Below are 20,826 nucleotides of genomic sequence, written 5' to 3'. Positions count from 1 at the left end.
ATCTATGGCTTTCAACGATCGAGAGCCGCCCCTCGAAACCCTTCCAGATGCAGGCGGAAAAGGCGCGTGAAGTTCTCCGTCGTGCGCCTTCCGATCTCTTCCACGCTCAGGCCGCGCACGGCGGCCAACGCCCGCGCGACCTCGATGACATAAGCCGGTTCGTTGCGTCGACCGCGATATGGCACCGGCGCTAAATATGGCGAATCCGTTTCGATGAGCACGCGGTCGAGCGGCACTTCGCGCGCGATGGCACGTAATTCATCCGCCCTTTTGAAAGTCAGAATGCCGGCGAAAGATATCATCATCCCAAGATCCAAGGCCGCTTCCGCCGCTCTCCATCCACCTGTGAAACAGTGCATGACGCCGCCATGATCGCGACTCAACTCATCGCGCAGAATAGCCAACGTGTCTTCATCAGCTTCGCGCGAATGGATGATGACAGGTTTGCCGGCTTCGCGCGCGAGCTTCAACTGCGCGGCGAAAGCGCGACGTTGAACGTCGCGCGGGCTGTTGTCGTAGTGGTAATCGAGACCTATCTCGCCCCACGCGATCGCCTTCGGATGCCTGATCAGTCGTCCTAAACGCGCTGCTGCCGCCTCATCGAAGAGGCGCGCCTCATGCGGATGGATGCCCACCGCCGCATAGACCATCGGTTCATCTTCAGCCAGTTGAACGGCGCGTTCCAGCGCGCCGCTCGCCGGATCGCCCGCGCCGACCGTCAACACGGCGATGATCCCGACGGCGCGCGCTCGCTCCAATACCTGCGCGCGGTCGGCGTCATATTCCGGCCCGTCTATGTGCGCGTGAGAGTCAACGAACATTCGTCGCCGCCTTTAATGGCCGCCCCATGTATATCGGCTGTTCACCGGATGCGACGCCATGCGAGATGGGGCGCCTCATCGCTTTGCATCCAACTTCGAGAGAATAGAGTATCGCCAATCACGACGCAAAATACTTTTTCACTTTAGCTTCGCTCCGTTCGGCACCTCTTCCGTGAAAGTCGCCAGCACCGGACGATCTTCCGGTCCGACCGAAGCGGCGAGCACCATCCCCTGTGATTCGAAGCCGCGCAGCTTACGCGGTTTCAAATTGGCGACGACGATCACTTTCTTGCCGATCAGCTTTTCCGGTTCGTAATAGCCGGCGATGCCGGCCAATATCTGGCGCGGCTCCTTTTCGCCGAGATCGATCGTAAAGCGCAGAAGCTTGTCCGACTTTGGCACGCGCTCGGCGGTCAAGATCTCGCCGACGCGAAGATCCACGCGCGCAAAATCCTCGATGCCGATCAATTCGGCTGGCGGGACGGCTTCAGTCGCGCCTTGAACAGGCGGCACGGTTTGCGTCGAAGAAGGTCCCGGCACGGCATCGGTTTGCGTTGCCTGCGCCCCTTCCTCTTTCTCTTTGCTCTCCCGTTCGATCTCTGCCATAACCCTCTTTCGCTCGATTCTTGGGAATATAGCCTCGATCTCTCCGATGCGCGTTCCGGCGGCGAGCTCGCCCCAAGCCAAACGCGCCGGGTCATATTCGGCTGGGTCGCCTGTCAGGCCGAGTTGCCGCCAGATGCGACGCGTCGCATCCGGCATCACCGGATGGAGCAAGACGGCGAGCCAGCGCAGAGTCTCCGCCGCGCGGTAGAGCACGGCGTTCAACGTTTCACGTTGCCGTTCATCTTTGACCAACTCCCATGGCTTCGCTTCGGAGATCAGTTTATCCGTGCGCGCGATGATGTTCCACACTGATTCCAACGCGCGACTGAAGCTGTACTCGTCGAAGTGTGTGACAAATTGATCGCGCGCCAGCTCCAAGGCCGATGCGTGATCTGATGGATCTGGGTTGACGCCAGCGCGTTTAGCCTGCAGGTAGTTCGCCTCGCTGATCTCCGGCGATGGGATTTCGCCCGCGCAGTAACGCGCGATCATCGTCAGCGTGCGGCTCACGAGATTGCCGAGCCCGCTCGCCAGATCGCTGTTCGCGCGTTCGATGACCGCTTCATAGCTGAAACGCCCATCTTGCCCGAAGACCATCTCGCGCAGACAGAAGTAGCGCACCACGTCGTTTGAAAAGTGGCGATGGAGCACTTCGAGATCGATCGTGTTGCCGAGCGTTTTTGACATCTTGCGCCCGTCGCGGTCAAGCCACATGCCATGCGCGACGATGGCGCACGGCTGCTTGAGTCCAGCGGCCATCAAGAAGGCTGGCCAGTAAACGGCATGGAAACGCAAAATGTCTTTGCCGACCAAATGAACGGCGGGCCAGAACTTTTCGAAACCGGCAGCGCGTTCCCGCTCCTCGTTGCCGAACCCGATCGCCGTGATATAGTTGGTGAGCGCATCGAACCAAACATAGACCGTATGCTCCGGATCATCCGGCACCGGGATGGCCCACGCGACGGAGCTTTTCAAACGGCTCACTGAAAGGTCCTGCAATCCGGCGCGCACGAAGCTGATGACTTCGTTGCGCCGCTCTTCGGGCCAGATGAAATTCGGTTGCCGTTCGTAGAGCTCCAGCAAAGCCTCGCCGTAATCCGAAAGGCGGAAAAAGTAGCTCTCTTCCGAAACGCGATCGAGCGGGGTTTCGTGAACCAGACAGCGCGGCGCCTCGTCCGGGCGTTGCGGCTTGATATATTCGTCTTCGGTCTTGTAGGACGCGCACGCCGCGCAGAACCAGCCTTCGTAATGCCCTTTGTAGATCGCCGCGTTGCCTTTAGGCGTGCGCGCGCGCGCGACGCGACGCCAGAACTCTTGCACGCCAGCGTAATGGAACGGCGCCGTCGTGCGCATGAAGATGTCGTAGCCACCATGCGCGCCGTCCAAACCGAACGCAGCGAAAGTCCGCTGAAAAATCTCGGCGACGCGATCGACGAACTCCTTGGGCGGCAGCCCGGCCCTTTCGGCGGCGCGTTGCACGTTCACCCCGTGTTCGTCCATGCCTGTCAAGAAGAAGGTCTCATAGCCACGCTGCTTCTTGTAGCGCTTGAGCGCGTCGGCCACTAACGTCGTGTAGAGACTGCCAAGGTGCGGCAGACTGTTGGCGTAGTAGATCGGCGTCGTAACGTAGAAAGTTTTCATCTCTTGGCGATCAATGGCGAATGCCGAGATCAGGTGTCGGAAGCAAGACTTTTAACTTGCCCCAGGTTGAAAAGCCCTGGTCGCTGCCCATACTGGACCAGTAAGGAGTTATCGAACACCTGAACCAGACACTTGCTTTCTCAGTTACTTTCTCGCTTTTGCGAATTCATCGTTCGGATTGTAACGCGGCATCTCGTTAGAGTTGGCGACGCGCAGCCCTATGTCGAGCGCGATCTCGGCCTCTTGAACCGTGCCGCGCAAATCCCACGCATCGCTGTATTCATCCGACGGTTGATGATAGTGCTTCGTGTTGTATTCGTTGAACTGCTGCTGCCCCCAACCCGCGGGGCGTCCGACGAAATCTTCGCCATTTTCCAAGCTGATGGCTGGGACGCCGACTTTAGCGAGCGGGAAGTGATCCGACCGGAAAAACGATCCCTGTTCAGGGCGCGGGTCAGAACTGACTTTTAACCCGCGATCGCGCGCCACGGCCTCGACGACTTGCTGCAGCGTCGAACGGTTCGCGCCCAGTGCGACGAAATCGCGCGTGACGCCCAGAACGTTGAGCGCATCGAGGTTGATGTCCGCCGCGATCTTCTCTATCGGAACTGTCGGATACCTTGCGAACCACTCGGCCCCGAGCAATCCTTGCTCTTCCGCCGTCGTCATTAAGAAGAGGATCGAACGGCGCGGTCGTTCGCTCTCCGGCAGTCTCGACAGAGCATCCGCAATGGCGAGCACGGCGGCGACTCCGGTCGCGTTATCAACAGCGCCGTTGTAGATCGCATCGCCGCGCGCATCCGGTTCGCCCACTCCCAGATGATCCCAGTGAGCCGTGTACATGACATATTCGTTGCGCAGTTGCGCGTCGCGTCCGGGCAACACGGCTAGCACGTTCGGCGCTTCGACGCGCTTTAGCTCGCTGCGAAGATCGATCTCCGCCTGAAGATTGAGCTTGACGGGTTTGAAGTCGCGCGATGCGGCTTGGCGGCGAAGCTCGTCCAGATCGAGGCCAGCGAGCTGGAACAAACGTTTTGCCGCGTCGTTCGTCATCCACGCGCGGAGCTTGAGATATGGCGTCGCGTCGCTCGGCTCGCGCGCCAGATCGTACCGCCACGATCCATTCGAGGTGCGCACGACGCTCCACGGATAACCCGCCGATTCATCCGTGTGGATCAGGATCGCGCCCGCTGCTCCACGCCGCGCCGCCTCTTCGTACTTGTATGTCCAGCGCCCGTAATACGTGAGCGCGCGCCCGCCGAAAAGATCCGGCTCCGCCTGAGTGGCCGGCGGATCGTTGACCATGATGACGAGTATCTTGCCGCGAAAGTCCGCCGGATCTCCTTTGTAATCGTTCCAACGATACTCGGGCGCGTCGATGCCGTAACCGACGAAGACGAGCTCAGACTTCAGCGAGACGGCTTCGGTTTGCGCGCCGGTGCTTGCGACATATTCATCGCCGAAGTTGAAACTCGCTTCGCGCCCGTCGCCGCGCACGATGAGTTTGGTCGAAGGATCGGCTTTGACGCCGACCAAGCGGACCGGTTGAAAATAGCTGCCGTTTACGCCGGCAGGTTGCAGCCCCATCGCTTCGAATTGCGCGGCGATGTATTTAGCGGCAAGTTCTCCGCCGCGCGTTCCGGGGGCACGCCCTTCGAGGAGATCGTCGGCCAAGAACTTGATGTGCGCGCGAATCGCCTTCTCGCTAACGATTGGACCGGCGGCGTAGGTTGAAAGCATATCTTCCAGCATAAAACTTACCAGAACGAACAGAGTGATGAGAAAGATCTTGAAGAGAGTTCTAGAATCGCCCCGACGCACGAATGTCATCAAAATCCCTCCTGCCCCTCGTTTGATCGCTAAACTGCGAACGGACTGACCATTCTAACCGAAAGAGATCTTCGAGCACTAAGCGACGTTACCCTCTTCCCTTGATCAAGGCCATCGCTTCGGCGCGCGTTCGTTGATCTTTGCGGAAGCCGCCGCGAATGGCCGACGTGATGGTGAGCGATCCCGGCTTCTTCACGCCGCGCACGGTCATGCAGGTGTGTTCGGCCTCGATGACGACCATCACGCCGACCGGTTTCAGCGCTTCGTAGAGCGTATCGGCGATTTGCGAAGTCAAGCGTTCCTGCACCTGAAGACGGCGCGCGAAAGCGTCAGCCAGTCGCGCCAGCTTCGATAGCCCGATGATGCGCCCGTCCTTCGGGATGTAAGCGATATGACAACGACCGACAAACGGCGCCAGATGATGCTCGCACAGCGAGGCGATCTGAATGTCTTTGACGATCACCATCTCGTCATGCGTGTCGCCGGGCAACGGCACGATGTATTCGTGCGGATCTTCGTCCATACCAGCGGTAAGTTCGGCGTACATTTCGGCCACGCGCTGCGGCGTGCGCCGAAGGCCGGGTCGGTCCGGATCCTCGCCGATGCCTTCGAGGATCAATCGCACGCCTTGCGCTATCTTGCCGAGATCGACCTGACGCCGCGCTGGCGGCGCTTCGGCTATCTCCTCATCCGGTTCCGTTGCGGAAAATTGCGTGTTCATCACAAACTCCCGACGAAAAGAAGACTAATGAACAGTTAACGAAATTTCTCGAAGCCGAACTTTAAGATCAAACTTTCCGAGAAAGCTCGCCATCGCTCACCAGCTTCGAAAAAGCCGCGCGCGCCGCCGCTTCCACCTCGCGCAACGGCACACCCTTCTTTTCGGCTATCGCGCGACAGGTTTCATATTCCGGCGTCCCGCCGATGATCTGTCCATTCAGGCGCGCGATCTTGACTTCAACCGGTCCGAACGCTGTTTCCACGGGCCAGCTTTCGCGCTCGAGCGCCCACCGTTCGACTTCGTAAGCGCGTATGCCGAGCGTCGTCGTCTCGGCAAAGAGCAGCGTCATCATGCGCTCTTTATCCTGCGGACGACACAGGATGGAGACGAGCACGCCGGGACGATTCTTCTTCATCTGCGCGGGCGTAAAGAAACAATCGAGCGCGCCGGCCTGCAACGCCCGATCCATCACGTGACCGAGAAGTTGCGGCGAAGCGTCATCGATGTTCGTCTCAAGCACGCTCAGTCTCTCGCTCGTTCGCTCATCGACGGTCTCGCCGATCAGCACGCGCAGCGCGTTCGGGAACCGTTCGTACTCACGCGCGCCCGCACCGTAACCGAATCGCTCCAACCGCATCAATGGTACTGGACCATAAGCTTCACAAACCGTGCTGATGATGGCTGCGCCCGTCGGCGTGACTAGCTCCCCCACGATCTCACTCGCGTAGATGGGCACCCCACGTAACAGTTCGACTACAGCCGGAGGCGGAACGGGGAAGCGACCGTGCGCCATCTCGACCATCCCGCGCCCGACGTGCAGAGGCGACGAGACGAAACGTTCGATGCCCAACAGCTCGAAGCCGATGCACGCGCCAACTACATCGATGATAGCATCGAGCGCGCCGACTTCGTGAAAGTGTATGCGCTCGACCGGAACATTATGGACGCGCGCTTCCGCTTCACCCAAACGCGAGAAGATGCGCGCGGCGCGCTCTTTGACGCCATCGCTCAATCGCGCGTCATAGATGATGCGCAGGATGTCGCCGAGATGGCGATGCGCATGGTCTTGGCTTGTGCGCACGTCAGCGCGCACGCAACTGATGCCCGAGCGATCGATCGAATCGAACTTGACTTCGACCCCCGAAAGGTTGAGCGCCGCGAGCCGTTCGCGTAAAGCGCCGGCCTCGACCCCCGCGCTGACCAGCGCGCCGAGGATCATGTCGCCACTTGCTCCGGCGAAGCAATCAAAATAGAGCGTCCTCATCTCACATCCTTTTCGTTCTCACGTGCCGTAAAGCCAGCCTCCCATCTTCGGAGCGCCCGCCGCATAGCTTAAAGGCTTCGTTTCAGACATCAACTCCTTCCGAGCCGAAGATATGCCGGTCCAGAAACGGAAGGATCTCGCCCGCACGCCCGCGCAATGATTCGTGACAGAGCGCCGAGAGCGGAGTCTCCTCCGGATTTACCTCGACAAGATATGCCCCTGCACCGCGCGCTATTTCAGGCAAACCCGCCGCCGGATAGACGATGGCCGAAGTGCCGATGACGAAACAAAGATCGCACGAGCGAGCGGCCTCTTCGGCGCGCGCGAAGACCTCCGCAGGCAGAAACTCTCCGAAAAGGACGACATCCGGACGCATCATCGCGCCACAGATGGAACATAACGGCGGACGCTTCCCGTCATCATCCGCGCGCAGATCCTTGCGCGCTTCGCAATTGAGGCAGCGCGCGCGCCAAATGCTGCCGTGAAGCTCAAGCACACAGCGCGAGCCAGCGCGCTCATGCAAACCATCGATATTCTGCGTCGCCAAAACGAAATCTGCGAAGCGATCTTGCCAACGGGCCAGCGTCTCATGAGCCGGATTAGGGCGCACGCGCTCGATTACGCTCCGACGATAATCGAACCACGCCCACACCTCCGGCAGATCGCGTTCGATCATCTCCGCCGAAGAGATGACGTTAAACGGCATCCCTTTCCACACGGCTGCGCCGCCACCGCCGCGAAAGGTCGGCACGCCCGATTCAGCCGACACGCCCGCTCCGGTCAGAACGAAGACGCGACGCGCGCCTCTCACTCGCTCAAACAGATGGGCTAAGCTTCTTTGTTCGCCAATCGGCTTCATCACGAGAAGAGCATTCTATACCGGACATCTATCTTGTCCCATCGCAAGAAGAAGCGATGGTAACAGAGCGCGCCGTTGAGATGTCAAGCAGACTGGCCGCAGCTCGACTTTTAAAGCCAAGACCAACTCCCAACAACAAAGTGTTCTTGCGCAATCGTACGAGATCCTCACGATCGCCAACCCGACACGACGAGTGGAGAACCTGATCCTCGCGATCGCGCTATCACCTCATCTCAATTAGATGCCTCCTCTCGCAAACTCTCGTCCGCTTCAACAACTTCGGCAACTTGGAGCGAAGAGCCCACCTTGCGCAGCGGGTGAATTGAGAGTTCGATGACGAGGTTGCCGACTGGCGATGGGCGCAAGGATCTTGCGCCGAAACGCTAAATCTTCAAGTTCGCCTCAACTCAAGTAGGGCTTGTGGGTAAGTTCGAGTGACAAACGCCGTCTCTGCCAGATAGCTTGACGCAGAAAATCTCGCGTCCTACGCCCGTTATCCCCGGCAGCGAGCGTGACATAGGACGAGTCAGATAGCTTGGCGCAAAAAATCTCGCGTCCTACTATCTTTCGGATCTTGCAGAAGTTCGGTGGCGCGATCGTATTCTATGACCTCTCCGCTCTCCATATAGAGCAACTGGTCCGCCAAATCCTCGAGGAATCTGATCGCGTGCGATACGATGATCATCGTATGCCCTTGAGCGACGAATCGGCGCAATAGCGCACGTACGCTCGCGCTTCGGCGCGGGTCGAGCGCGCTCGTCGGTTCGTCAAATAACAGCACATTGGGACGCATGATGAGAGCGCGCACGATCGCGACGCGCTGCTGTTCGCCGCCTGATAGCGACTCGGGATAGCGATCTGCCAGGCCTTGCAGTTCGACCTCTTCCAGCAGCTCTCGCGCCGCTCGCTCCGCCTCTTCCCGCTTCATCCCCAAGACGTGGATGGGCGCTTCGACGATGTTCTCCATCACAGTCAGATGTGGGAAAAGATGTAGATGCTGGAAGACCAAGCCGACTCGCCGCCGCAACAACTTGGCACGGCGGCGATATTCTTCCTCCGACAAACCGGCTTCGAGCCTAACTTCGCCACATTCGATGAACCCGTCGTCGATGCGCTCCAAACCGTTCAGACATCGGAGCAGCGTCGTTTTGCCGCTGCCTGAAGCGCCGATGATGCCCAGCGTCGCGCCCGAAGGGACCTCGAAACTTATGCCGCGTAAGATCTGTCTGCCGCCCGCTTTCTTTCGCAATCCCTCAACGCGCATCACGTCGCTGCCTCCACAACTAGAGCTTGAAGCGCTTGACGCCGCTGCTGCCGGCGTTCCAACCGTCGCGCAATATGAGCCAACGGAAGACTCATCGCCAGATAGAAAGCCGAGACGATCGCGCCCAACAGTAAGAATTCGCCCGTCGCATTCGCCAGCTCACGATAGGCGGTCGCCAACTCCCAGACGGAGATGGCATAAGCGACCGATGTGTCTTTGAAGAGCGAGACGAAGTCGTTCGTCACCGGTGGCAAAGCGATGCGAAAAGCTTGGGGCAAGATGATGCGCCGAAAAGCGAGCGCCGGGCCCATGCCCAAAGAGTATGCCGCCTCCCACTGCCCGCGCGGCACGGCCTCGAACGCCGCCCGATAGACCTGCGACTCATACGCCGCGTAGTTGAGACCCAATCCGACGAGCGCCGTTAACCATCCGGGCAAGGCGATGCCTATCTGCGGTAACCCGAAGTAAAGGAAGAGCAACTGCACGAGCACTGGCGTGCCGCGGAAGAACTCAATGTAAACAGTGCATACGGCCTGCAACCAAGATGGCCCTTTCGATTGCCCGACGGCGAGCGACAAGCCCAGAGACAACGCGATGAACATCGCCCCGAAAGCGAGCAGGACGGTAATCAACGCAGCTCGCGCCAAACGGGCGAGAGCGTCGGTCCAATTGAACGTCGCGGCGGTCATCTCGTATCGCGGCTCTTCGCCTCTTTTGACAGCCGCCTGTAGCTCGGCCTGTGCATCATCCCAAAGGTCCCACTTGCGCAAGATCCGCTCCAGCGTCCCATCGCGCATGATCGCTTCGATCGCCGCATCAACCTCGGCCTTCAGAGCCTCATCGCCCTTGCGCAACCCGATGACGTAAACGCCGCGATAAAACGGTGGGCCAGCCGGACGCAGACGCGGATTGCCGCGCGCGTAATAGATCTCCATCGGCACATCCATGAGCACGGCATCAACGCGCCCCAGTTCGAGATCGCGATAGGCCGTGCCCGGCTCAGCGTAGCTGCGAAACCTGATCCCCTTTTGCGCGAGCAACCGCGAGGCGGCGGTGTTCCCGAGCGTGCCGACCAATCGATTCCGACAATCTTCAAGCGAATTGATCACCCGCTCGTCACGGCGAACCGTAAGCTGTAGTTGGAAGACGTAGTAGGGTTTGCTGAAGAGTATTCGCGCCGCGCGATCCGCGGTCGGCTCAAGGCCGTTGACGATGATGTCGAACTCGCCACGCTCGAGTGCCGGCACGATCCCCTCCCAATCAGTGGCGACCATCACCGCTCGCCGCCCCATACGTGCCGCGAGCGCTTCGACCATCTCTTTTTCGTAGCCGATATATCGATCTGGATGGGCTGGATCGGTGAAGACATATGGCGCGCCACCGCTCGGGTCGGCCCCCCAACGTAAAACGCGCTCTTCTTGCGCGCATCCCGCGACGCTGAATGCAATGCACAGGAAGAGGACCAACGCCCTTCGCCCGCTGAGTTCTCCGCTCAAAGCATATATCCTCCCGGACGCCAAACTCCCCCGAAACTTGAGCGAATATATTACGCTAGCCCGCGCACAAGCGAAAGATGGTCTCATGCATCGAAGGGGCACCGAACGCTTCTCGAGTTCGTTTCTGATGCCGAACCGTCGGCGAAGGCTGCCTTCAGGTGCCGACGCGCGCTTGCCCTTGGCGAGGAGTGCCCTTAAAATTTCAGTCTTTTCTGCCGAAGAAGAGAGGAGATGAACACGCGATCGACTTTGCTGAATCTTCACGCTCAACTGCGCGAGCGCGTCCGGCAAGCCGCTCAGGAGCAGTTCAACATCGCGCTCGAGCAGATTCCGCTCGAAGTCCCGCCGCGCGTCGAATTGGGCGATGTCGCCTTTCCCATCGCCTTCGAACTCGCCAAGAGGATCCGCCAAGCGACCGGCTCGTCGCGCGCGCCGCGCCAGATAGCCGACATCCTCCGCCCAGCACTCGAGACGGTCGAAGGCGTCGAGCGCGTCGAAGTGGCCGGGGCAGGTTATTTGAACGTCTTCTTCGACCGCGCGCGTTTGCTCGCCGAGCTGTTTTCGGAAAAGAGATCATCAACGAGACCGGCAGCCGAACCCGAAGCGCGCCCTAAACGAATCGTCGAACATACGAACATCAATCCGAACAAGGCGGCGCACATCGGTCACCTGCGCAACGCCGTCCTCGGCGACGCTTTCGTGCGCATCTTGCGCGCCGCCGGCGAGCGGGTCGAAGTCCAAAATTACATAGACAACACGGGCGTTCAGGTCGCCGATACGGTCGTCGGTTTCATCCATCTCGAAGGCATGGCGCTATCGGACGTACGCGCTCTCGATCAATCGCTGCCCGTCGATCGCCCGTTCGATTATTACTGTTGGGATCTTTATGCGCGCGTCGGCCTCTTCTATCGCAACGGCGATCCAGATGGCCCCGAAGACCCAGAAAAGCTCCGGCTGCGCGCCGAAGTCTTGCACGCGATCGAGAAAGGCGATAACGAGATCGCCGAATTGGCCGATTACGTCTCGATGCGTATCGTTGAATGTCACTTGAAGACGATGGAGCGGCTTGGCATTCGTTACGACGTGCTGCCGCGCGAATCGGAGATCCTGCATCTGCACTTCTGGGAGCGCGCCTTCGAACGCTTGAAAGCCGCTGGCGTCATCCGGTACGAAACCGAAGGCCGGAACGCTGGCTGCTGGGTCATGCCGACAGATCTACACCTGGGGACGGAAGAGCACGAGGCGGATAAGATCCTCGTTCGCTCGAACGGCACAGTCACCTATGCCGGCAAAGACATCGCCTATCAACTCTGGAAACTCGGCCTTCTCGGACTCGATTTCTACTACAAGCCCTTTCGCACATATCCGGATGGCCACCGCGTGTGGGTTACGACGAGCGACGCGCGCGAACACGATCCGGCAGCGCCGAAGTTCGGCGGCGGGACGATCGTTTATAACGTGATCGATTCACGCCAATCCTACACCCAAGAGGTCGTCAAACGAGCCGTCGCCGCGCTCGCCCCGGAAGTCGGCGCGGACGCGAGCGTGCATCTCGCCTACGAGATGGTCGCGCTCAGCCCCGCCGCTTGCGAGGAATTAGGGATCGAACTGAGCGAAGAGGATCGAGCGCGCCCGTTCGTCGAGATGAGCGGACGCAAAGGGCTGGGCGTCAAAGCCGATGATTTGATCGACCAATTGGAAGCCGGAGCGCTCGGCGAAGTCGAAGCGCGCCATGCCGACCTAACGGAAGAAGAGAAACGAGCTGTGGCTCACGAGATAGCTGTCGGCGCGCTGCGCTATTTCCTTCTGAAGTGGACGCGCAATTCCGTCATCGCCTTCGACTTCAAAGAAGCCCTCTCGTTCGATGGCGAAACTGGACCATATTGCCAGTACGCCGCTGTGCGCGCCGGTTCGATCTTCCGCAAACTTGACCCGGAGGTGCGCGAGCGCGCCGCGACTATGATCGAAGATGCCCTTCGGAATGGCGAAACGGCAGATCTTCTCCGCCGCGTGTTCGCAAGCGAAAGCGGCGATGAGCTTTGGACGCTGGTGATGCTTGCGGCACGCCTCGAAGAGGTGATCGCGCAAGCCGCGACCGCCGCCGAACCAGCCCACTTGGCGAAATACGCCTTCCAACTGGCTAAAGCCTTCAACCTCTTCTACCACCGTCATCGCATCATCGGCGAAGAGGACGCGGTCAAACAGGCCGTACTCATCGCTATCGCCGATCTGGTGCGACGACGCTTGACCGAAGCGCTCAATACTCTCGGCATAAGCGTCCCCGAGAGGATGTAAACGCTCGACGGATGAGCGATGCGGGGATCACACCGAAACTTATGGACGCGGCTTCAAAGTTCGCGCATACCTGCTCTTCCATGCCCTCAGCGATTCTTCTGATAAGGTTTCGAGCAACTCGGAGATGCGCTGGATGGAGCGCGTCACGCGCTCGACGTTTTTGGTCTCGCTTTGCGAAGCGCTGGCCATGATGATCGTCAGTTGATTGTTGATGATGTCCCGCAGCATCAGTCGCATCTCCTTAATCGCCTCCTCCCTCACCTGTCGCTGTCTGCGCCTGATCAACCAGAAGATCACCCCATGTAGTAAACCGACGGTGATCGCCGTAAGGGCCGTCACCTGCCAAATGTCGTAGCGACCGTAGATGACGAACGACGGGACCAACCAGATGACGATCAACCCGGCCCCGCTCAAAATCAGCTCGATGTTGTCGAGGATGAATTTCACGGCCCGCTCCTTTCCCGAGGATGATTCGGAAGAGAACCGCTGAACTCACATGATAAGGCTCGAAATGGCCGAAAACAATCTGATCAGATGGAAGGGCAACGCACGCGCAACGCGCTAGGCAGGATCTCAAAAGATGCTGGCAGCCGACCGACGGTCTCGCCATCTATCTCCAAACTGACTTCTCTTCCACCCTCGACGGCCCGAGCGACGCAGGAGCGCGCATACGCATGGCTCACTTGATCGAGACTGAGATGCGTGCCGAGGTAGATGCTGTAAGATTTGAGGACCACCTCGACCGAGGGCATATCGCCGATGACGACGATATCGAAAAGACCATCCGCCAATTTCGCTTCCGGCGCGATCTTCATCCCCCCGCCGAAATAGCGCGCGTTGGCGATGCAGAAGTTGATCACGTCCAGATATATCTCCTCTTTGCCGTCGAGAGATACGGCGACGCGCGGGCGTTCGAAACCGAAGACCGTGCGCAACATCGAATAGGCGAAAGCGAGCCTGCCGCCGAATAGGCGCGTAGTCCCTTTCTTGAGCCGCGCGACCACCTCGCCTCCCATGCCGAAAGAGGCGACGTTGATGAAGAAACGCTCCTCCTTCCGCCCGGCGAATCCGACATAGTTGGCGCGCCCGACGTCGATCAATTGCGTTCGCCCTTCGCATAACGCGCGCGCCGCATCGGAGGCGCGTCTCGGTATGCGCAGGGTCTTCTGAAAATCCCCGCCCGTTCCGCTCGGCAGGATGCCCAACTCCGTCTCCGTCCCAGCGCGCAACAACCCATTCGCCACTTCCGAGATGGTCCCATCGCCGCCGCACGCGATGATGAAGCGGCGACCGGCGCGAGCTTCCTCTTCGGCGATCCGCATGGCATCGCCCGCCTTCTCGGTGAAGGCGCACGCGAAAGGGCCGAAATGAGCGCGCAGTTCGCTCGCAAGGCGTGGCCATCGGCGCCGCGTCGCGCCTGAAGCGGAAGCCGGATTGACGATGACGAGAGGCAGCTTCATAACTTAACGACTGCGAGCCCATCCCATGCGCGCAAGGATCTGGATCGGCAAGCGCACATCCCGAATCCGACTGTGCGGCATCGAGCCAGCGCTTTCAGCGCAGATCGCGCGCGCTTTCTATCCGGCCACTTCGCGGCGGGGCGATGCCGCATACATCCGCCGATCCAGTTCGGCCAGTTCCGCGATCTTGTCCATGACGAAATCGGCGATCTCCTTATAGGTCTTCAATCCGCCACGCCGATCGGCAAAACGCGAAAGGTCGAGCGGCGCGCCGAAGTATATTCTGATCTTCTCACCATCGGTCCAGTTGCGCATGATTTGACGCGGCAGACTGTTACACAAGCCTGTGACGAAGACCGGAATGACTTGCGGATCAGCTTCTTTGATCAGTCTTCCGATGCCGGGCTGCGGCGGCAGAAAAGAATACGGATCTGGCCCTTTGTTGCGCGTCCCTTCGGGGTGAAAGCCGATTACGTGGCCACGCCCTTCGCGGCAAAGTTCGACCAAACGCCGCATCGCGTAAGCGTCCCACGCCCTCTTCTCCGCCGTCGCGAAGATGGGCGGATACATCGACCACCAGCCCATGATGAAATTGACCAGCGCGCCAAGAGGCGACTGGTAGAAGAACCTTCCGCGCACCGGGAAGAAGAGTCTCTTGGGCCAATCGGTCCGGCGAAAGAGGACGGTCGAGACGGCATACATATCGAAGAACGAACGGTGATTGGCGACGAGCAGGATGGGCCGATCAGGCGACGCGCGCTCCAAATTCTCGAGGCCGTAAACGCGCATGATGTTGTAGGTCGCTAGATGGATCCAGCCAGCGCCGATCACCCGCTGACACCACGTCCAAAGATCCTTCCACCGCCCGCCGTTCATCCGGTGGACCAGTCGAAAGATAATCCTCTCCATCGGCGAAAGCACAGCCAACTCCGCTGCCGAAGGCGAACTCGGCGCCGATGGCAACGCGGCATTCCGCGCCCTATCCGCAGAAAGCGCTTCCGTTTCAAGCAGAGGCATCCTAACTCAAGCTTCGGCGAAAGTGCCTTTCCGTGATCCAGGAAATCGCGCCAACGCCTGCCGCGAAATTTCGGCAGAGCGCTTCAGTCGATCGAGAAGTATTTGGCTTCTTCGTGATGGACGATGATAGCCGAAGTGGACTGCTCCGGGTCAAGCTGATACTCCTCGGTCAACTCGACCTCGATGCGCGACGGGTCCAGCAATTCGAAGATCTTCGTCTGATCCTCGAGGTTCGGACAGGCCGGATAGCCGAAGCTGTAACGCGACCCCTGATAACCTTGGCGAAAGAGCATGTTCAAGTCTTTCGCGTCGCGGTCGGCGATCCCCAGCTCCTCGCGTATGCGCTTGTGCCAGAGCTCGGCCAGCGCTTCCGCCGCTTCGACGCTCAGGCCATGAAACAACAAGTATTCAGAGTAACGGTCCGAGTTGAATAACTCGCGCGAATACTCGCTCGCGCGGCGGCCCATCGTCACGAGATGGAACGCGACGACATCCATCCGTCCAGAGCCTTTCGACGCGAAGAAATCGGCCAGACACAAGCGCCGCCCCGAAGACTGACGCGGAAAGGTGAAACGAAGCCACTCCGTGCGCGCGTCGTCGCGATAGACGACGAGATCGTTGCCTTCCGACTGGCAGTGAAAGTAGCCATAGACGACGCGCGGCACAAGCAACCGTTCGCGTTTGGCCCGCTCTTTCAACTCGTCGTAAATGGGCCGGACGTGCTCGGCGACGAAGGCGCGATACTCCTCCGCCGAACGACGCCCCTGCTTGAACTGCCATTGCCCTTTGAAGAGAGCCGTTTCGTTCACATAGGCGAAGACTTCGTCAAGCGAGATCTCTTCGACGACGCGCGAACCGTAGAAAGGCGGCGTCGGAATGGGCACATCCGTGCGCACGTCGGAGCGGACGACCGCATCCGGGCTTTCAGCCCCACACGAAGAACGGACGCGCGCCGTACGCCCCCGTCGCCGCTGGCCCAGTTTCGCCTCTTCAGCGAGCGGGACATCTTCCGCCTCGCCCGCCATTTTCTTTTCGTCCTTTCGCGCGTCGCCGTTACCGCTCGTCAGCATGTCCATAACGTGCAGCCCATCGAAGGCGTCACGCGCGTAGAAGAGCGGCCCGCGATAGAGCGGCTTCAAATCCTCTTCGACGTAGCGGCGCGTCAGGGCAGCGCCGCCGAGCACAACCGGCACGGTGATGCCGCGCTCGTTCAAGACCTCGAGATTCTCCTTCATGATGACCGTGGATTTGACGAGCAGACCGCTCATCCCGATGCAATCAGCCCGGCTCTCTTCATAGGCTTTGATGATGTTTTCGATCGGCTGCTTGATGCCGAGGTTGATGACGCGATAGCCGTTGTTGGTCAAGATGATGTCCACGAGGTTCTTGCCGATGTCGTGCACATCGCCCTTGACCGTCGCGAGCACCATCGTCCCCTTGGCCGCGTCGGTCGCCTTCCGCTCCATGAAGGGTTCGAGGAAGCGAACCGCCGCCTTCATCACCTCGGCGGATTGAAGGACGAACGGCAATTGCATCTGACCGCTGCCGAAGAGATCGCCGACGACCTTCATCCCATCGAGCAGGATCTGATTGATGATGTCAAGCGCCGAATATTTTTCGAGCGCGAGGCGCAAATTATCTTCGAGCCCGATCTTCTCGCCGTCGATGATGTGACGTTTCAACCGTTCCTCGACCGGCAGATCTTCGGCGATCTTCGCCTCGCGCTTGGCCGTCGCGCCTTCGAACAGCTTGGTGAACTCGGCGAGCGGGTCATAGGTGCAAACTCCCCCGTCGAATCGACGTTTGTCGTAGATGAGCTCGCGCGCGACTTCGAGTTCGTGCTCGCTGATGCGACTAAGGGGCAGGATCTTCCCGGCATGGACGATGGCCGCATCGAGACCGGCTTCGATCGCTTCGTGCAAAAAGACCGAGTTCAGGACGACGCGCGCCGCCGGCGTCAATCCGAACGAGACGTTGGAGACGCCGAGCAGCGTAAAACAACCGGGAAGCTCCCGTTTGATGCGCCGAATGGCTTCGATCGTCTCCGCCGCGTTGCGCCGATCCTCTTCCGTTCCCGTCGAGATCGGCAACGCCAGCGGATCGAAGAATATTTCATAGGGCGGCAGGCCCAGCTCTTCCGTCGCTTGACGATACGCGCGGCGCGCGATCTCGAACTTCTTGTCCGCCGTGCGCGCCATGCCCTCTTCGTCGATCGTTCCGATGACGACGCCGGCGCCGTAGCGCTTCGCCAGTTCGATCACCTTCTTGAAGCGCGGCTCGCCATCTTCGTAATTGGTCGAATTCAGGATGCATTTGCCGCCCGCGTGCTCGAGCCCCGCTTCCATCTTCTGCCAATCGGTCGAATCGAACATAAGCGGCAACTGCACGCCCGTCACGAGCCGCGACGCGAGCTCGCGCATGTCGCGCACGCCATCGCGCCCGACGTAATCGACGTTGACATCGAGGACGTGCGCGCCTTCGCGCGCCTGCTCGCGCGCGAGCGAGATCAAACCATCCCAGTCTTCGGCATTGAGCAGATCACGACACTTCTTCGAGCCGGAAGCGTTCAAACGCTCGCCGATGATGAGGAACGAATTCTCTTGACGATAGGGCTGCTGGATGTAGAGCGAGCTTGCCGCTGGCGTCCACTCGACGTGGCGCTCTTTGGGCGTGATGTCGCGAACGGCTTCGACCACGGCGCGCAGATGTTCGGGCGTCGTGCCGCAACACCCGCCGACGATCGACACGCCGAAGTCGCGCGCGAAGTGCTGCAAAGCCGCGGCGAAAGATTCCGGCGTCTCGCGATAGACGGCGCGCCCGCCGATGTTCTCCGGGATCCCGGCGTTCGGCAACACTGAGACGGGAAACGGGGAGTTTTGACAAAGGTAGCGGACGTTGTCGGTCATCTGCTGCGGACCGGTCGCGCAGTTCATGCCGAAGACGTCGATGGCGAAAGGTTGAATCGCCGTCAACGCCGCGCCGATCTCGGTTCCGAGCAGCATCGTCCCGGTCGTCTCGATCGTCACCTGCACCATGACGGGGACGCGCCGCCGGAGTTCGGCGAAACAGTCGAAGACGGCAAGCAACGCCGCCTTTGTCTGCAAAAGGTCCTGACACGTCTCGATGAGCAGGATGTCGGCGCCGCCATCAAGTAGCCCGCGCACCTGCACATCGTAAGCCGCTTTCATCTCGCGGAAGCTGATGTGACCGAGGCTCGGAAGTTTCGTGGTCGGGCCGATGGAACCGGCGACCCAGCGCGGACGCTCTGCGGTCGAAAAGTCAGCGGCAACGCTCTTCGCCAACTGCGCAGCTTTGAAATTCAGCTCATAGGCGCGATCGGCGATGTCATATTCGGCGAGCACGATCGAGGTTGAACCGAACGAATCGGTCTCGACCACATCGCACCCGACCTCGAAGAAGCTGGCGTGAATCCCGGCGATCACGTCCGGGCGCGAGATGACCAGATACTCGTTGCAACCGTCGAGACCATGAAAGTCATCGGGCGTGAGACCTTTGGTCTGAATGTTAGTTCCCATCGCACCGTCGAAGACGACGATGCGCTCGCGCAGAGTGGAGAGGAAATCTTTCATCGTTCGAGTCAGTATCCACCTCCGGCGCTCTTCCCCCGATAAACGTAAGCCCCGCGCTCGGACGACGCAGGGCCTCTCGCCTCGAATCTGAACCTTTTGGGTTGAACGGCGGAAAGACGCGCCGAGCTGTTTAGCTGCTTGTTTTACGTGGCCGCAAGTCGCCCTAAATCACCACGTAATCAAATTTCACATTGAAGCATCGATATGCCCGCAGTGTCAAGGAATCGAGTGACTCAAAGATCCTTTAACTCACTTTCATAGGCCAGCAGGTTTCACAGTATCCATTGCCTTCTTCCCAAGACTCAAAGATCCTTCCTATTGTTATCATCTCGCGCGATCGAGGGGCTCAAAGATCCTTTAACTTCCCAACTACAGCGCCAATGGCCGATTCCGCAACATCGCGCAAGGATTCGCCCTTCTGGGCCATCCTGAAGCGCGTCCAAACTAGATGGCCGACGCAGAGCCCTAAACTCCCGTCTAACTCGCTCAACTCGGCGATCAAAGCCCGTTGCGCGGCGCGATCGAAAGCATGGCGGATCTCAACCAACGCGGCCTCGAAACCTTCGGCCAGAACGAGTTCCCCAACACCTCGGCGCCGCGCATAATCCCGCAATCGCGCACGTGCCTCCTGTGTGATCCGTCCCGTCGCCACGACGAGCAAATGGTCCGCTTCCGATTCGATCAGAGCGTCGAGCGCTTGGCGCGCGTGTTGAAGCGCAAAATCGCCATCATGCGCAAAGAGCAAGAACCGCTCGCGATGCGCTTCGATCAACGCCTGCACGTCACCGTCAAGCATGAGCGCGATGGCCGCCTGATCTTCGCTTATGCCCAAATCGCGCAATAAAGTTTGTATGCGTAGGGCAAGCCACGCGCCGCTATCGAGCCACATGCTTGCTTGCTCCGTCAAGGCGACGCGCTCTTCGACCTTCTCATCCGCTACCGCTGCCCCGCACTCGCTGCATACCGCGTTGCTCGTCATGATCAGATTGAGCGCGCCGGGCGATGGCAAACGAAACAGGGCTCGTCCCTCACGACGACAAACGATGACTATCTCGCGCCGTAACAGCCCCGCCTCCGCCAACTGTGCGACCGCCGCCTCATCAGATTGCCCTTCATCTGCCACCGCTCGCCCTTCTGCAATCCCTTCCCTCAAACGTCGTAAGAGACGGCGAACATCCTCATTCGCCATTAGAGCGACCGCTTGCGACGCGCTCCCTTTTAAGCTTTCGGCGCTCGCCCTCGCCCTTTCGACGAAGCGATCCCAACCGCGCCCGCGCGGCGATTCGCTCTTTCTCCACCCTTCAGCCGCCACCGACTCGATCTCGCCAGCGCGTCGCAAAGCGATGAGCGCTTCGTCTATCCTCCGACAAAAGTCTTCGAGGGCCGCGAGCGGCTCCGTCCCCAACTCTTTGTCATAAACGACGCCCGCGCGCATGGGCTCCTCTGCGCCGAAGATCAAAAAGAGCGCTACGTCGCGGAGGAAGAAGACCTCTCCGCGGATGTAAGGTTCATCGCGCTCGGCCTCCATCCAAGCCGCGACCGCACGCTCCATCTCTTTGACGCGCGTCGGCCCAGAGAGCGCGATCTCGAAACATCGCGCTCTCGTCGAGCGGATCAGAGGGACAAACCCCATCTCCTGCAGCCGTTCGAGGAGCAGAAGCCTCGCCGCTCCCTCCACACGATGATCGGATACACGCGCCTCAAAACGAATCATCCTTCCCTACCCCTCCTTCCGCCGTTTGCGGCCCGCCATGCTATCACGCTTCCATCCCCAAGGGCTAGCCAAACGGCCCGCAATCTTCGAATAGGCTTGAAACGCGTCGACCGCTCTCGCTATGGAGCGCGGCCCCTAGGTGCCTCGGATAAGCTCGAAAATGGCTAGCCCGATCCGCCTGTCCCATTTAGACACATCCCCCCTGCCCTTCTCCCCCAAACCGGCGAGGATCGGCCATTTCCCTCTTT

At 59.8% G+C, this 20,826-nt stretch carries 14 protein-coding genes and 1 riboswitch; of the genes, 1 reads left to right on the top strand and 13 read right to left on the bottom strand.

The features are described 5' to 3' along the window. Positions 1 to 11: 11 nt before the first annotated feature. The 8 genes from PYK22_RS06510 to PYK22_RS06475 form a co-directional block, all read right to left on the bottom strand. On the bottom strand, positions 12 to 821 hold the full coding sequence (locus PYK22_RS06510; RefSeq protein ID WP_041975304.1) for a TatD family hydrolase: 810 nt from the start codon (positions 819 to 821) through the stop codon (positions 12 to 14). Between the two features lie 138 nt (positions 822 to 959). Next, on the bottom strand, positions 960 to 3,068 hold the full coding sequence (gene metG / locus PYK22_RS06505) for a methionine--tRNA ligase (protein WP_041975303.1): 2,109 nt from the start codon (positions 3,066 to 3,068) through the stop codon (positions 960 to 962). A gap of 144 nt (positions 3,069 to 3,212) precedes the next feature. Then, positions 3,213 to 4,898 carry a M28 family peptidase gene (locus tag PYK22_RS06500; protein ID WP_060635417.1) on the bottom strand — a complete coding sequence of 562 codons (1,686 nt, stop codon included), beginning with the start codon at positions 4,896 to 4,898 and terminating at the stop codon, positions 3,213 to 3,215. A gap of 88 nt (positions 4,899 to 4,986) precedes the next feature. Then, positions 4,987 to 5,619, bottom strand: a complete 633-nt coding sequence (gene folE / locus PYK22_RS06495) for a GTP cyclohydrolase I FolE (RefSeq protein WP_083437661.1) — start codon at positions 5,617 to 5,619, stop codon at positions 4,987 to 4,989. Between the two features lie 67 nt (positions 5,620 to 5,686). Beyond that, positions 5,687 to 6,883 carry a nickel pincer cofactor biosynthesis protein LarC gene (gene larC / locus PYK22_RS06490; RefSeq protein WP_041975302.1) on the bottom strand — a complete coding sequence of 399 codons (1,197 nt, stop codon included), beginning with the start codon at positions 6,881 to 6,883 and terminating at the stop codon, positions 5,687 to 5,689. A gap of 82 nt (positions 6,884 to 6,965) precedes the next feature. Then, positions 6,966 to 7,742 carry an SIR2 family NAD-dependent protein deacylase gene (locus PYK22_RS06485; protein WP_041975301.1) on the bottom strand — a complete coding sequence of 259 codons (777 nt, stop codon included), beginning with the start codon at positions 7,740 to 7,742 and terminating at the stop codon, positions 6,966 to 6,968. Positions 7,743 to 8,268: 526 nt separating this feature from the next. Then, entirely contained in the window at positions 8,269 to 9,006 is a 738-nt protein-coding gene (locus PYK22_RS06480; RefSeq protein ID WP_041975300.1) for an amino acid ABC transporter ATP-binding protein, read from the bottom strand. Then, positions 9,006 to 10,502: an ABC transporter substrate-binding protein/permease gene (locus tag PYK22_RS06475; RefSeq protein ID WP_060635415.1), complete on the bottom strand. Its 1,497-nt coding sequence runs from the start codon at positions 10,500 to 10,502 to the stop codon at positions 9,006 to 9,008. Before PYK22_RS06475 ends, PYK22_RS06480 begins: the two co-directional genes overlap by 1 nt. A gap of 231 nt (positions 10,503 to 10,733) precedes the next feature. Here PYK22_RS06475 and PYK22_RS06470 point away from each other — a divergent pair, with 231 nt between their 5' ends. Further along, positions 10,734 to 12,797, top strand: a complete 2,064-nt coding sequence (locus PYK22_RS06470) for an arginine--tRNA ligase (protein ID WP_041975299.1) — start codon at positions 10,734 to 10,736, stop codon at positions 12,795 to 12,797. Between the two features lie 39 nt (positions 12,798 to 12,836). Here PYK22_RS06470 and PYK22_RS06465 read toward each other — a convergent pair whose 3' ends face one another. The 5 genes from PYK22_RS06465 to PYK22_RS06445 all read right to left on the bottom strand — a co-directional run bounded on the left by PYK22_RS06465 (position 12,837) and on the right by PYK22_RS06445 (position 20,578). Continuing rightward, entirely contained in the window at positions 12,837 to 13,244 is a 408-nt protein-coding gene (locus PYK22_RS06465; protein ID WP_041975298.1) for a hypothetical protein, read from the bottom strand. Between the two features lie 83 nt (positions 13,245 to 13,327). Then, positions 13,328 to 14,257, bottom strand: a complete 930-nt coding sequence (locus tag PYK22_RS06460) for a diacylglycerol/lipid kinase family protein (RefSeq protein ID WP_041975297.1) — start codon at positions 14,255 to 14,257, stop codon at positions 13,328 to 13,330. A 117-nt stretch (positions 14,258 to 14,374) separates the two neighbouring features. Further along, the gene (locus PYK22_RS06455) at positions 14,375 to 15,274 is read right to left on the bottom strand and encodes a lysophospholipid acyltransferase family protein (RefSeq protein ID WP_041975296.1); all 900 of its coding nucleotides are present in this window, start codon (positions 15,272 to 15,274) and stop codon (positions 14,375 to 14,377) included. A gap of 83 nt (positions 15,275 to 15,357) precedes the next feature. Beyond that, complete coding sequence (gene metH, locus PYK22_RS06450; RefSeq protein WP_041975295.1) at positions 15,358 to 18,864, bottom strand: methionine synthase; 3,507 nt, start codon at positions 18,862 to 18,864, stop codon at positions 15,358 to 15,360. A 109-nt stretch (positions 18,865 to 18,973) separates the two neighbouring features. After that, positions 18,974 to 19,049: riboswitch (SAM riboswitch) on the bottom strand. Between the two features lie 161 nt (positions 19,050 to 19,210). Continuing rightward, positions 19,211 to 20,578: a hypothetical protein gene (locus PYK22_RS06445; protein ID WP_157770714.1), complete on the bottom strand. Its 1,368-nt coding sequence runs from the start codon at positions 20,576 to 20,578 to the stop codon at positions 19,211 to 19,213. Positions 20,579 to 20,826: the final 248 nt, after the last annotated feature.

It is taken from the genome of Pyrinomonas methylaliphatogenes (assembly GCF_000820845.2).
GTDB classification, from domain to species: Bacteria; Acidobacteriota; Blastocatellia; order Pyrinomonadales; family Pyrinomonadaceae; genus Pyrinomonas; species Pyrinomonas methylaliphatogenes.
Note: the sequence above shows the minus strand (reverse complement) of the source record. Positions and strands in the feature narration are given on the sequence as shown.